This window comes from Hydrogenophaga sp. RAC07 (genome assembly GCF_001713375.1).
In the GTDB taxonomy this organism is placed as follows: Bacteria; Pseudomonadota; Gammaproteobacteria; order Burkholderiales; family Burkholderiaceae_C; genus Hydrogenophaga.
The window spans coordinates 2408495-2421691 of the sequence record NZ_CP016449.1 but is presented as its reverse complement, the minus strand read 5'-3'; the positions used below and the strand labels follow the sequence as shown (position 1 = coordinate 2421691).

Annotated in this window: 8 protein-coding genes; 7 read left to right on the top strand and 1 reads right to left on the bottom strand. The window is 65.4% G+C overall.

Annotated elements, in window-relative coordinates; genetic code table 11:
* Window positions 1–13 precede the first annotated feature (13 nt).
* The 7 genes from nuoL (at window position 14) to BSY239_RS11210 (ending at window position 11341) form a co-directional block, all read left to right on the top strand.
* The gene (gene nuoL, locus BSY239_RS11240) at window positions 14–2044 is read left to right on the top strand and encodes an NADH-quinone oxidoreductase subunit L (protein ID WP_069046929.1); all 2031 of its coding nucleotides are present in this window, start codon (window positions 14–16) and stop codon (window positions 2042–2044) included.
* Between the two features lie 21 nt (window positions 2045–2065).
* Window positions 2066–3544 carry an NADH-quinone oxidoreductase subunit M gene (locus BSY239_RS11235; RefSeq protein WP_069046928.1) on the top strand — a complete coding sequence of 493 codons (1479 nt, stop codon included), beginning with the start codon at window positions 2066–2068 and terminating at the stop codon, window positions 3542–3544.
* A gap of 34 nt (window positions 3545–3578) precedes the next feature.
* Window positions 3579–5075 carry an NADH-quinone oxidoreductase subunit NuoN gene (gene nuoN, locus BSY239_RS11230; RefSeq protein ID WP_069046927.1) on the top strand — a complete coding sequence of 499 codons (1497 nt, stop codon included), beginning with the start codon at window positions 3579–3581 and terminating at the stop codon, window positions 5073–5075.
* Between the two features lie 57 nt (window positions 5076–5132).
* A complete protein-coding gene (locus tag BSY239_RS11225) occupies window positions 5133–5435 on the top strand; it encodes a DUF2818 family protein (protein ID WP_069046926.1) in 303 nt (100 codons plus the stop codon).
* A complete protein-coding gene (locus tag BSY239_RS11220) occupies window positions 5432–6040 on the top strand; it encodes an NUDIX domain-containing protein (RefSeq protein WP_069046925.1) in 609 nt (202 codons plus the stop codon). Before BSY239_RS11225 ends, BSY239_RS11220 begins: the two co-directional genes overlap by 4 nt.
* Window positions 6037–6510, top strand: a complete 474-nt coding sequence (locus BSY239_RS11215; RefSeq protein WP_069046924.1) for a DUF1178 family protein — start codon at window positions 6037–6039, stop codon at window positions 6508–6510. The genes BSY239_RS11220 and BSY239_RS11215 overlap by 4 nt, the downstream gene beginning before the upstream one ends.
* A gap of 214 nt (window positions 6511–6724) precedes the next feature.
* A complete protein-coding gene (locus BSY239_RS11210) occupies window positions 6725–11341 on the top strand; it encodes an NAD-glutamate dehydrogenase (protein WP_236944053.1) in 4617 nt (1538 codons plus the stop codon).
* Here BSY239_RS11210 and BSY239_RS11205 read toward each other — a convergent pair whose 3' ends face one another.
* Window positions 11342–13129 carry an ABC transporter transmembrane domain-containing protein gene (locus BSY239_RS11205; protein ID WP_069046922.1) on the bottom strand — a complete coding sequence of 596 codons (1788 nt, stop codon included), beginning with the start codon at window positions 13127–13129 and terminating at the stop codon, window positions 11342–11344.
* Window positions 13130–13197: the final 68 nt, after the last annotated feature.

Sequence of the window (13197 nt, the reverse complement as noted above, 5' to 3'; positions counted from 1 at the left end):
AGACAAGAACACCATGAGCACCACCCTCTCTGCCAGCACCCTGCTCGCCGTTCCCATGGCGCCGCTGATCGGCGCGGCCCTGGCCGGCGTCCTGGGCACCACCTTCGGCGGCAACGTCATCGGCCGCCGCGCTTCGCACACGCTCACCATCCTGGGTGTGCTGATCGCCTTCATCCTCTCGGCCATGACGCTCAAGAGCGTGGCCCTGGACGGCGCCCGCTTCAACGAGACCCTCTACACCTGGATGGTGGTCGGTGGTCTGAAGATGGAGATCGGTTTCCTGGTCGACGGCCTCACCGCCATGATGATGGTGGTCGTCACCTTCGTCTCGCTCATGGTGCACCTCTACACCATCGGCTACATGGAGGAAGACGAAGGCTACAACCGCTTCTTCGCCTACATCTCGCTGTTCACCTTCTCCATGCTCATGCTGGTCATGAGCAACAACCTGCTGCAGCTGTTCTTTGGCTGGGAGGCGGTGGGCCTGGTGTCGTACCTGTTGATCGGTTTCTGGTTCAACAAGCCCACGGCGATCTTCGCCAACATGAAGGCCTTCCTGGTCAACCGCGTGGGCGACTTCGGCTTCATCCTGGGCATCGGCCTGATCGTGGCCTACGCCGGCACGTTGAACTACACCGAGGTGTTTGCCAAGGCACCCGAGCTGGGCAGCATGGGCTTCCCCGGCACCGACTGGCTGCTGATCACAGTCATCTGCATCTGCCTCTTCATCGGCGCCATGGGCAAGAGCGCGCAGTTCCCGTTGCATGTGTGGCTGCCCGACTCCATGGAAGGCCCCACGCCCATCTCGGCGCTGATCCACGCGGCCACCATGGTCACGGCCGGCATCTTCATGGTGGCGCGCATGTCGCCACTGTTCGAGCTGTCCGACACGGCGCTGAACTTCATCATGGTCATCGGTGCCATCACCGCGCTGTTCATGGGCTTCCTGGGCATCATCCAGAACGACATCAAGCGCATCGTGGCCTACTCCACGCTCTCGCAGCTGGGCTACATGACGGTGGCGCTCGGTGCGTCGGCCTACTCGGTGGCGGTGTTCCACCTCATGACCCACGCCTTCTTCAAGGCGCTGCTGTTCCTCGCGGCCGGCTCGGTGATCATGGGTCTGCACCACAACCAGGACATCCGCTGGATGGGCGCCGTGCGCAAGTACATGCCCATCACCTGGATCACCTCGTTGCTGGGCACGCTGGCGCTGATCGGCACGCCGCTGTTCTCGGGCTTCTATTCCAAGGACTCCATCATCGAGGCGGTGCACTTCAGCAACCTGCCGGCCTCGGGCTTCGCCTACTTTGCGGTGCTCGCCGGCGTGTTCGTCACCTCGTTCTATTCGTTCCGCCTGTACTTCCTGGTGTTCCATGGCCAGGAACGATACGACCAGAACCCGGACGCGCACCACGACGATCATGGTCACCACGATGACCACGGGCATGGACATGACGCGAAGCCGCACGAATCCCCCTGGGTGGTGACGGTGCCGCTGGTGCTGCTGGCCATTCCTTCGGTGGTGATCGGCTTCATGACCATCCAGCCCATGCTGTTCGGTGACTTCTTCAAGGACGCGATCTTCATCAACGCCGCGGCCCACCCGGCCATGACGAAGTTTGCCGAAATCTTCCACGGCCCCTTGGGCATGGCGACACATGCCCTGTCCGCCCCGCCGCTGTACCTGGCCCTGGCCGGTGCTGTGAGCGCCTGGTACATGTACCTGATCAACCCGGCCGTGCCGGTGGCCATCGGCCGTGCACTGCGTCCGCTGGTGGTGGTGCTGGAGAACAAGTACTACATGGACTGGTTCAACGAGAACGTGCTCGCCAAAGGCGCGCGTGGTCTGGGCATTGGCCTGTGGAAGGGTGGCGATCGGGGAGTGATCGAGGGCGGTGTGGTCAACGCCAGCTGGAAGCTCGTGGGCCTGGTGTCCGGCGTTGTACGCCGCGCGCAGACCGGCTACCTGTACCACTACGCGCTGATGATGATCGTGGGTGTGCTGCTGTTCATGACGTACTTCGTCTGGCTCGCCAAATAAAACAAGAGGAAGAAGAACATCATGGGTTTGCTGAGCCTTGCCATCTGGACGCCCATCGCTTTTGGCGTCGTGCTGCTGGCCCTGGGCCGCGACGACCAGGCACCCATGGTGCGCTGGATCGCGCTGGTGGGTGCGGTGGTGGGCCTGGCGGTCACGGTGCCGCTGTACACCGGTTTCAAGCTCGGCACCGCCGCGCTGCAGTTCGTTGAAAAAGCCCCCTGGATTCAGAACTTCAACATCCATTACCACCTGGGTGTGGACGGCATTTCGTTGTGGCTGATCCTGCTCACCGCGTTCATCAACGTGGTGGTCATCATCGCCAGCTGGGAGTCGATCACCTCCCGCGTGAACCAGTACATGGGCGCCTTCCTGATCCTCTCGGGTTTGATGATCGGTGTGTTCAGCGCGCAGGACGCGATGCTGTTTTATGTTTTCTTCGAGGCCACGCTGATCCCGATGTACCTGATCATCGGCATCTGGGGCGGCCCGAACAAGATCTACGCGGCGTTCAAGTTCTTCCTCTACACGCTCATGGGCTCGCTGCTGATGCTGGTGGCGCTGATCTACCTGTACACCGTGTCCGGCGGAAGCTTTGCACTGGCCGACTGGTACCAGCTGCCCTTGAGCGGCACCGCGCAGACCTTGCTGTTCTTTGCCTTCTTCGCGGCCTTCGCGGTGAAAGTGCCGATGTGGCCCGTGCACACCTGGCTGCCCGACGTGCACGTCGAAGCACCGACCGGCGGTTCCGCCGTGCTGGCGGCCATCATGCTCAAGCTCGGCGCGTACGGCTTCCTGCGCTTCTCGTTGCCCATCCTGCCCGATGCCTCACAAGAGTGGGCCTGGCTCATGATCGCGCTGTCGCTCGTGGCGGTGATCTACGTCGGTCTGGTGGCCATGGTCCAGCAGGACATGAAGAAGCTGGTGGCCTATTCGTCGGTTGCGCACATGGGCTTTGTCACGCTCGGCTTCTTCGTCTTCAGCGACCTCGGCGTGTCGGGCGGCATCGTGCAGATGATTGCCCACGGTTTTGTGTCGGCCGCCATGTTCCTGGGCATCGGCGTGTTGTACGACCGTGTGCACTCGCGCGAAATCGCCGATTACGGTGGTGTCGTCAGCACCATGCCCAAGTTCGCCGCGTTTGCGCTGCTGTTCACCATGGCCAACTGCGGCTTGCCGGGCACGGCCGGCTTCGTGGGCGAATGGATGGTGATCCTGGCCGCGGTGAAAGCCAACTTCTGGATCGGCCTGCTCGCCGCCTCGGCCCTGATCTTTGGCGCGGCGTATTCGCTGTGGATGTACAAGCGCGTCTACCTGGGCGCCGTGGGCAACGACAACGTGAAGAACCTGGTCGACCTCAACGCGCGCGAGTTCCTCGTGATGGCGGTGCTGGCCGTGGCGGTGCTCTTCATGGGCGTGTACCCCAAGCCTTTCACCGACGTGATGGATGCCTCCGTGGCGGAGTTGCTGCGCCACGTGGCGGTTTCCAAGCTGCCCCAGTGAGCCAGGCCCGCCACACGACACAAGAGAACGAACAATGATTGACAAGCTCAGCTGGGTCGCGGCCTACCCAGAAATCCTCCTGCTGACGATGGCCTGCGTGATCGCACTGGCCGACCTGACAGTGAAGTCGCCCCTGCGTGGCGCCACCTACGCGCTCACGCTGCTGTCGCTGGGCGCGGTTGCGTTCCTGCTGGCCATGGCAGCGTGGTCGGGCACCACCACCCCGGGCTTCGGCGGCATGATTGTCAGCGATCCCATGGGCAATTGGCTCAAGTGTTTTGCCACGCTCGCCACGATGGTCACGCTGGTCTACGGCCGCGGCTACGCGGGACAACGCGACATGCTGCGCGGCGGCGAGATGTTCACCCTGGCCATGTTCGCGCTGCTGGGCATGTTCGTCATGATCTCCGGCCACAATTTCCTGGTGATCTACCTCGGCCTGGAATTGCTCACGCTTTCCAGCTACGCGCTCGTGGCGCTGCGTCGCGACGATGTACAGGCCACCGAAGCGGCCATGAAGTACTTTGTTCTCGGCGCGCTGGCCAGTGGTTTCCTGCTCTACGGCCTGTCCATGGTCTACGGCGCCACCGGTTCGCTGGCGCTTCCTGAAGTGATGCAGGCCATCGCTGGCGGTGAAGCCACCCTCAAGGGTTCGGCCCAGGTGCTCACGCTCGGTCTGGTGTTTGTGGTGGCCGGTCTGGCGTTCAAGCTGGGTGTGGTGCCTTTCCACATGTGGGTGCCCGACGTCTACCACGGTGCCCCGACTTCCGTCACGCTCATGATCGGCGGCGCGCCCAAGCTGGCGGCCTTTGCCATCGTGATCCGCCTGCTGGTCGAAGGCCTGCAGCCGCTCGCGTTCGACTGGCAGCAGATGCTCGCGGTGCTGGCCGTGATGTCCCTGCTGATCGGCAACTTTGCCGCCATCGCGCAGACCAACCTCAAACGCATGCTCGCGTTCTCCACCATCGCGCAGATGGGCTTCATGCTGCTCGGCCTGCTGGCCGGCGTGGTGGACGGTGATACCGGCAACATGGCCAACGCCTACGGCTCGTCCATGTTCTACGTCATCACCTACGTGCTGACCACGCTCGGCACCTTCGGCGTGATCCTGCTGCTCTCGCGAAGCGGTTTCGAGTCCGAGAACATCAGCGACCTCGCCGGTCTGAACCAGCGCAGCCCGCTGTACGCCGGTGTCATGGCCATCTGCATGTTCTCGCTGGCCGGGGTGCCGCCGCTGGTGGGCTTCTACGCCAAGCTCTCGGTGCTGCAGGCGCTGCTGGCTTCGGGCACCGCGTTCTACGTGGGCCTGGCGGTGTTCGCGGTGATCATGTCGTTGATCGGCGCCTTCTACTACCTGCGCCTGGTCAAGGTCATGTACTTCGACGCCCCCACACAGACCGCCGAGATCGAGGCCGGCCTGGACGCGCGCTCGGTGCTCTCGGTCAACGGTGCGCTGGTGCTGTTGCTCGGCATCCTGCCCGGCGGCCTCATGGCCTTGTGTGCTCAGGCCGTGGCGGCTCTGCTCGCCTGAGGCACGCGGCCCTGCTCCGGTGAACTTCGCCGGTGGGGCCGGCTCACACCTCCCACCATGAACCACAGTTTTTCCGTCTGGCTGGTGTTGATCGCCGCGTTCCTAGCTGCCAACCTGCCCTTCATCAACGAACGCTGGCTCGCCGTGATTCCGCGCAGCCTGCCCAAGACCCTCTGGATGCGGTTGGGCGAGATGGTGCTGCTGTACTTCATCGTCGGGGGTCTCGGCCTCGCGCTGGAGCAGAGCGCCGGACAGATCGCACCCCAGGGCTGGGAGTTCTACGCCACCACCGGCGCGCTCTTCATCACGCTGGCCTTCCCAGGATTTGTGTACCGATACCTTTACCGCCACCGAGGATGAACGAAGACAGCCACCTGGTTGAAACGCCGCTGTCGCGCGTCGAGTTGTTGCGTGGCAACTTCCTGCACGTGGTTCGCGACACGGTGCGCATGCCCGATGGAGCCGAGGCCACGCGCGAGTACGTGTTGCACCCGGGCGCCGTCATGGTCATCGGATTGCTGGACGACGGTCGCGTGGTGCTGGAGCGCCAGTTCCGCCACCCCATGCAGGCGGTGATGATCGAGTTCCCCGCCGGCAAACTGGACCAGGGCGAAGACAGCCTGGTTTGCGCGCAACGCGAGATGCTGGAAGAAACCGGCTACAGCGCGCGCGAGTGGGCCTTTGCCGGCCGTCTGGCGCCCACGGTGGCGTATTCCGACGAGACCATCGACATCTGGTTCGCGCGCGGCCTCACCCTCGGCGAGCGCCAGCTGGACGACGGCGAATTCCTCGACGTGTTCACCGCCACACCCGCCGAGCTGCGGGCCTGGTGTTTCAGCGGTGAGGTGATCGACAGCAAGACGCTCATCGGAGCCATGTGGCTGCAGAACGTGCACAGCGGCGAATGGACGTTGACCTGGAAAGACGGCACGGCCTTGACTTTGGCGGGACAATCCACGCCATGAAGGTCCTCAACCTGCAATGCGCCCACCAGCACGAATTTGAAGGCTGGTTCGGTTCGGAAGACGATTTCGTGAGCCAGCTCGGCCAAGGCCTGGTCACGTGTCCGCTGTGCGGCGATGCACACATCCACAAGAAGTTGTCCGCGCCCCGGCTGAACCTGCGTTCCGGGCGAGACGAGCCTGCGTCGTCCACGCCCGCCAGCGCTGCCGTGGCGATGAGCAACCACGCCACGAACCCCGAACTGGCCGCCCTGCAAGCCCGCATGCTCAAGGCGCTGCGCGATGTGGTGGCGCAAACCGAAGACGTGGGGGAGCGATTTGCCGACGAGGCACGCGCCATGCACAGCGGCGAAACCGAGCACCGAAACATCCGGGGGCAGGCCAGTCCGCAGGAAGCCCTGGCGTTGCTGGAAGAGGGCATCGAGGTGATCGCGCTGCCCATGCTGCCCGCGGTCAAGGAAACCCTGCAGTAGCGCCTGCGTCTCCCTGCGCCCAGCCCGATCCAACCCCGCTCTGCGGGGTTTTTTCATGGCGAAGTCACTGGCGCAGGCGCATCATGCGTTTGGCGCATGAAGGCATGGCATGGGTCCATGCAATCCCGGTTTGGCACGGTTTTGCCCGCTGGAGCGCTCCTAGAATTCCGCACACCTTACCCCCTGCCCACCACCATCTGACCGGATGCCGACCATGAACCCGAGTTTCCAGGACCTGTATTTCGCAGCCGCCGACCCCGAAGAGATGCGCAGCCGCGACCCCGTTTTGCTTCAGACCATGGCCGCCGCGCACCAGGCCCTGCTGGGGGCTTCGGCGGCGGGCGAAGTGCGCGTGCAGGTGCTGGATCTGCCAAGAGACCTGGCCGGGGAAAGCGGCACACACGTGCTGCAGATTGTGCACCCCGACATGCCCTTTCTCGTGGACTCCGTGGGCATGGCGGTCAACCGCAGCGGGCGGACCCTGCACTGGATCGTGCATCCTTTGCTGCGCGTCACGCGCGACGCGGCGGGCCATGTGGCGCAGATCACCGGCGCCGCACAGGCCGGCGCTGGCGAGGGCCAGGTGGTCTCGTGCATCCTGGTCGAGTGCGACCGGCTCGCGTCCGACCCCGAAGCGCAGGCGCTGCGCAAGTCCATTGAAGACACCTTGCAGGACGTGCGCCTGGCCGTGCAGGACTGGCGCGCCATGCTCTCGCGCGTGCAGGTGCTCAACGCCAGCTTCACCGCGCTGGACGCCGCTGTGGCCGACGAAGCCAAGGCCTTCCTGAGCTGGCTCGAACAAGGCCATTTCACCTTTCTGGCGGCCGAAGACTACGAGCTCAAGGGCAAGGTGTTGGTGCCGGTGCCGGGCACCGCGCTGGGTTTGCTGAAGGCCCCCGGTACCCAGGTTCTGCCGGCCCAGCCTGCGGAACAGTTCGTGTCCGACGCGGGTCTGGTGCTGTCCACCAAGGCCATGAGCCGGTCCACCGTGCACCGCCCGGCCTGGCTCGACGCCATCAGCGTCAAACGCCTGGACGCCAGTGGCAAGCTGGTTGGCGAGAGCCGGTTCCTGGGGCTGTACACCTCCGCGGCCTATGCCGCCTCTGTGGAGCAGATCCCGGTGGTGCGCCAGCACGTGGCCCAGGTGATGGCCCATGCCGGCGTGGTCACCGGAAGCCATGCCCACAAAGCCTTGCAGGCCATCCTGGAGACCTACCCGCGCGATGAAATGCTGCAGATCGACGCCGCCACGCTGGAGCAGCACGCCATGGGCATCCTGCGCCTGCAGGAGCGCCAGCGCGTGCGCCTGTTCATGCGCCGCGGTGCTTTTGGCCGCCTGGCGTCGCTGCTGGTGTACGTGCCGCGCGACGTGTACACCACCGAGCTGCGCGTGAAGCTCGGGGCCCTGTTCACCGAGGCCTTCGACGCCGCCTCGATCGAGTTCACGCCCATGCTCACCGACAGCGCGCTGGCGCGCATCCACTACATCGTGCGCGCCAAGGACAAGCTGCCTGCTCAGGTGGACCTGGTCGCGCTCGAAGCCCGGGTGGCCGAGGCCTGCAAGCGATGGGTCGATGGCGTGAACGCCGTGTTGCTGGGCCAGACGGGCCGCAGCGCCAGCGGCCTGGAAGCCCTGGTGGCCGCATTCCCCACCGCCTACCGCGAGCACTTCGACGCCGACACCGCCGCCAGCGACGCGGCCGTGCTCAGCGGCCTGAGCGAACATCAGCCTCTCGCGCTCAAGCTCTACCAGCGCCACGGGCAGGTGCGCTTCAAGACCTATGCCACGCAGAAGATCACGCTGTCCGACGCCATGCCGGTGATGGAGTCGATGGGGGCACGCGTGCTCGACGAGCACCCCTACCACCTCGCCGCGCCCGGCTACTGGATCCACGACTGGGGCCTGCAGTTTGCCCAGCCGCTGGACGTGGATCGCCTCAAGTTCCGCTTCGAGGAGCTGTTCCAGGCGGTCTGGCGCCAGGAGGTGGAGAGTGATGCGCTCAACCGCCTGGTGCTTTCCACCGAGCTCGACGCCCGCGCCATTTCGGTGCTGCGCGCTTACGTGCGTTATTTCAAGCAACTCGGTTTTGCCTTCAGCCAGAGTTACATCGAAGACACGCTGAACAAAAACCCGGCGATTGCCCAGAGCCTGGCCGAGCTGTTTGCCATCCGCTTCGAACCGGCCAAGGCCGACCAGCGCGCCGAGCGCATCAGCGCCAAGGTGCAAGCGCTGGAGTCCCAGCTGGCCGACGTGGCCAGCCTGGAAGAAGACCGCGTGCTGCGCCAGTTCCTCAGCACGCTCCAGGCCACCTTGCGCACCAACGCCTACCAGCGCGGCAAGGCGTGCATGAGCTTCAAGCTCAGCCCGCGCGACATTCCCAACGTGCCCGAACCCAAACCCCTGTTCGAAATCTGGGTGTACTCACCGCGCGTCGAGGGTGTGCACCTGCGCGGCGGCAAGGTGGCTCGTGGTGGCCTGCGCTGGTCCGACCGGCGCGAGGACTTCCGCACCGAGATCCTGGGCCTGGTGAAGGCGCAGATGGTGAAGAACACGGTGATCGTGCCGGTGGGCTCCAAGGGCGGCTTTGTGCTCAAGAAAGCCCCGCCCGCGAGCGAGCGCGAGGCTTTTCTGGCCGAAGGCGTGGCCTGCTACAAGACCTTCCTCTCGGGTCTGCTCGACGTCACCGACAACCTCGTCAAAGGCGCGGTGGTGCCACCGGCCGACGTGGTGCGCTTTGATGAGGACGACCCCTATCTGGTGGTTGCCGCCGACAAGGGCACGGCCACCTTCAGCGACATCGCCAACAGCATCAGCGCGGCCTACGGCTTCTGGCTGGGCGATGCGTTTGCCTCCGGCGGATCGGTCGGCTATGACCACAAGAAGATGGGGATCACCGCGCGCGGCGCCTGGGAATCGGTCAAGCGCCATTTCCGTGGCCTGGGTGTGGACACGCAGACCCAGCCCTTCACCGTGGCCGGCATCGGCGACATGTCGGGCGACGTGTTCGGCAACGGCATGCTGCTGTCCACGCAGATCAGGCTGGTGCTGGCCTTCGACCACCGCCACATCTTCATCGACCCGAGCCCGGACGTGTCGGCCAGCTACGCGGAACGCGAGCGGCTGTTCAAGCTGCCGCGCTCGAGCTGGGACGACTACGACAAGGCCCTCATCAGCGAGGGTGGCGGCGTGTTTCCGCGCAGCGCCAAATCCATCCCGCTCAGTGCCCAGGCGCGCGCCATCATCGGCACCGAAGCCACCGCCATGGCGCCCAACGAGCTGCTCAATGCCATCCTCAAGGCCCCGGTGGACCTGCTCTACAACGGCGGCATCGGCACCTATGTGAAGGCCAGTTTCGAGACCCATGCCCAGGTGGGCGACAAGGCGGGCGACGCCTTCCGCGTGAACGGCAACGAACTGCGCTGCAAGGTGTTCGGCGAAGGGGGCAACCTGGGCTGCACACAGAACGGACGCATCGAATTCGCCCAGGCCGGCGGCCTGATCTACACCGACGCCATCGACAACTCCGCCGGTGTGGATTGCTCCGACCACGAGGTCAACATCAAGATCCTGCTGGGCGCCGTGCAGGAAGCGGGCGGGCTCACGCTGGAGAGCCGCAACGACCTGCTCGCGAGCATGACCGACGAGGTGGGGCTGCTGGTGCTGCAGGACAACTACTACCAGACGCAGCAGATCGAACTGGCCGCGACCCGGCCCGTGTACCTGCTCGGCGGGCAGCAGAACCTGATGCGCTGGCTGGAGCAGATCGGCCTGCTCAAGCGCGCCATCGAGTTCCTGCCCGCCGACGAGGAGCTGGCCAGACGCCAGCGCGAAGGCCGTGGTCTGACCCGCCCGGAAAACGCGGTGCTCATGGCGTACGCCAAGATGAACCTGTTCGACGAGCTGTGCGCCAGCAACTTGCCCGACGATCCGTTTTACGCGCGCGTGCTCAAGATGTACTTCCCGGCGGTGCTGGGCGAGCGCCACGGTGATTTCATTGCGCAGCACCCACTCAAGCGCGAGATCATCGCCACCTTCATGACCAACACCGTGGTCAACCGCGTGGGTGCCACCTTCGTCAACTTCCTCGCCAACGAGGCCTCGTGCACCGCGGCCGAGGTGGTCAGCGCCTACACGCTGGCGCGCGAGGTGTTCGCGCTGGAGCCGATCTGGGACCAGATCGACGCGCTGGACAACAAGGTCACCACCGAGCTGCAGCTGAGCCTGCTCACGCAGCTGGCCACCATCGCGCAGCGCGCCAGCCGCTGGATGCTGCGCCACCGCGGCCAGGGCGACCTGCCCACCCTGATCGCCAAGTACCGTCCCGCGGCCCGCACACTGCGCGAACACGTCGAGCAGTGGCTGCCCGCGACCGCACTGGCCTCGTGGAAGGCCGCCAGCGTCCGTCTGGTCCAGGCCGGGGTGGACGCGAAACTCGCCGATGACCTGACCGTGCTGGACCACCTCTATCCGGTGCTCGATCTGGTGGACGTGGCGGCCAAGGCCGGCAGCTCGCTGGAGCAGGCCGCGCGCACCTACTTTGCGATCGAGAACACGCTGGGCCTGGACCGCTGGCGTCAGCGCATTGGCCAGTTGCCGACCGATTCGCTGTGGCAGTCGCAGGCCCGCGCCAGCGCGCGCGACGACGTGTATTCCATTGCCGGTCAGCTGGTGCTCTCGCTGCTCAGCAGCCAGCAGACCTTGGCCGGGTGGCAGGAACAACATGCCAAGGCCATTGCGCGCATCAACGACATGCACGAGAGCATCGCCAACCTGGCGCCGGATCTGGCACCCGTCTCCGTGGCCCTCAGAGAGCTGCGGCAACTCGCGTAGTCAGACTTGAAACTGCAAGGCGGCCAGGCCTGCGTACACGCCACCCTGCGCCACCAGCTCGGTGTGTGTGCCTTGTTCCACCAGACGGCCATGGTCCAGCACCACGATCAGGTCGGCTTGTTGCACGGTGGCCAGGCGGTGCGCGATCACGAGCGTGGTGCGGTCCTTCATGGCCGATTCCAGCGCGGCCTGCACCATGCGCTCGCTCTGCGCGTCCAGCGCGCTGGTGGCCTCATCCAGCAGCAGCAGCGGCGGGTTCTTGAGCATGGCGCGCGCAATGGCGATGCGCTGGCGCTGCCCGCCCGAGAGGCGCACACCCCGCTCGCCCAGAAAGGTGTCGTAGCCCTCGGGCAGCTGGTCGATGAATTCGTCGGCAAAGGCCGCGGCGGCAGCGGCGCGCACCTCGTCGTCGCTCGCGCCGGGCTTGCCGTAGCGGATGTTTTCCATCGCGCTGCTGGAGAAGATCACCGGGTCCTGCGGCACGATGCCCACGCGGTTGCGCAGGTCCTGCAGGCTCATCTGGTGGATGGGCACGCCGTCCAGCCGGATCGTGCCCAGCGCCGGGTCGTAGTAGCGCAGCAGCAGGCCGAACACGGTGGTTTTGCCCGCACCGCTGGGACCCACGAGCGCCATCGTCTGCCCGGGGTGCACCGCCAGGTTGAATCCGGCCAGCGCGGCCTGTGCCGGGCGCGAAGGGTAGTGGAAGGTGATGTCGTCGAACACCAGCGCGCTGCCGCCTTGTGGTGCCGCCGCTTTGAGCGGCTGCGCGGGTGATTGCACCGGTGAGGCGCTGGCCAGCAGCTCCATCAGGCGCTCGCTCGCGCCCGCGGCGCGCAGCAGGTCGCCATAGACCTCGCCGAGCACGGCGACCGCACCGGCCAGGATGATGATGTAGAGCACCGTCTGACCCAGGTGACCCGGCGTGATGGTGCCGGCCAGCACCGCCTGCGTGCCCTGGTACAGGCCCCACAGCAGCAGTCCGGCGGTGGTGATGATGATGAAGGCCACCAGCACCGAGCGTGCGCGCGTGCGCTTGATCGCGGTGTCGAAGGCGAACTGGGTGGACGCGTTGAAGCGCGCCGCCTCGCGGTCCTCGGCCGTGTAGCTCTGCACCACCGGAATCGCGTTGAGCACCTCGGCTGCGATCGCGCTGGAGTCGGCCACGCGATCCTGGCTGGCGCGCGAGAGCTTGCGCACACGCCGGCCAAACCACATGCTGGGCAGCACCACCAGCACGATGATCAGCAGCACCTGCAGCATCACATACGGGTTGGTCCACACCAGCATGACCAGCGCTCCGATGCCCATGACGGCGTTGCGCAGACCCATGGACAACGAAGAGCCCACCACCGTCTGCACCAGCGTTGTGTCGGTGGTCAGGCGCGAGAGCACTTCGCCGGTTTGCGTGGTTTCGAAGAACTGCGGGCTCTGCCGCAGCACGTGGCTGTAGACCGCGTTGCGCAAATCGGCGGTGACACGTTCACCGAGCCAGCTCACCAGATAAAAACGCATGGCCGAGAAGAAGCCGAGCGCCACCGCCACGCCGAACAAGGCCGCGAAGTGACCACGCAAGGCGAGTGCCTGCTCGCCGCGCCCGGCCGGGGCCAGTCCACTGTCGATGAGGAAACGCAGGGCGAGTGGAAACGCCAGGGTGGCCGCGGCCGCGAGCACCAGAAACAGGATCGCCAGACCGATCTGCAGACGGTAGGGCCGCAGAAACGGCAGCAGGCCGCTGAGCGAGGTGGGGGTGGTGCCTTTGGGGCGTTCGGAGGGGGAGAGGGAACTCATGCAGGGGAGTGTGCCGGGTTTTGCGGACGCCCGTTTTGTGCGGCCATGGCCCTTGTGCACATCTGCCA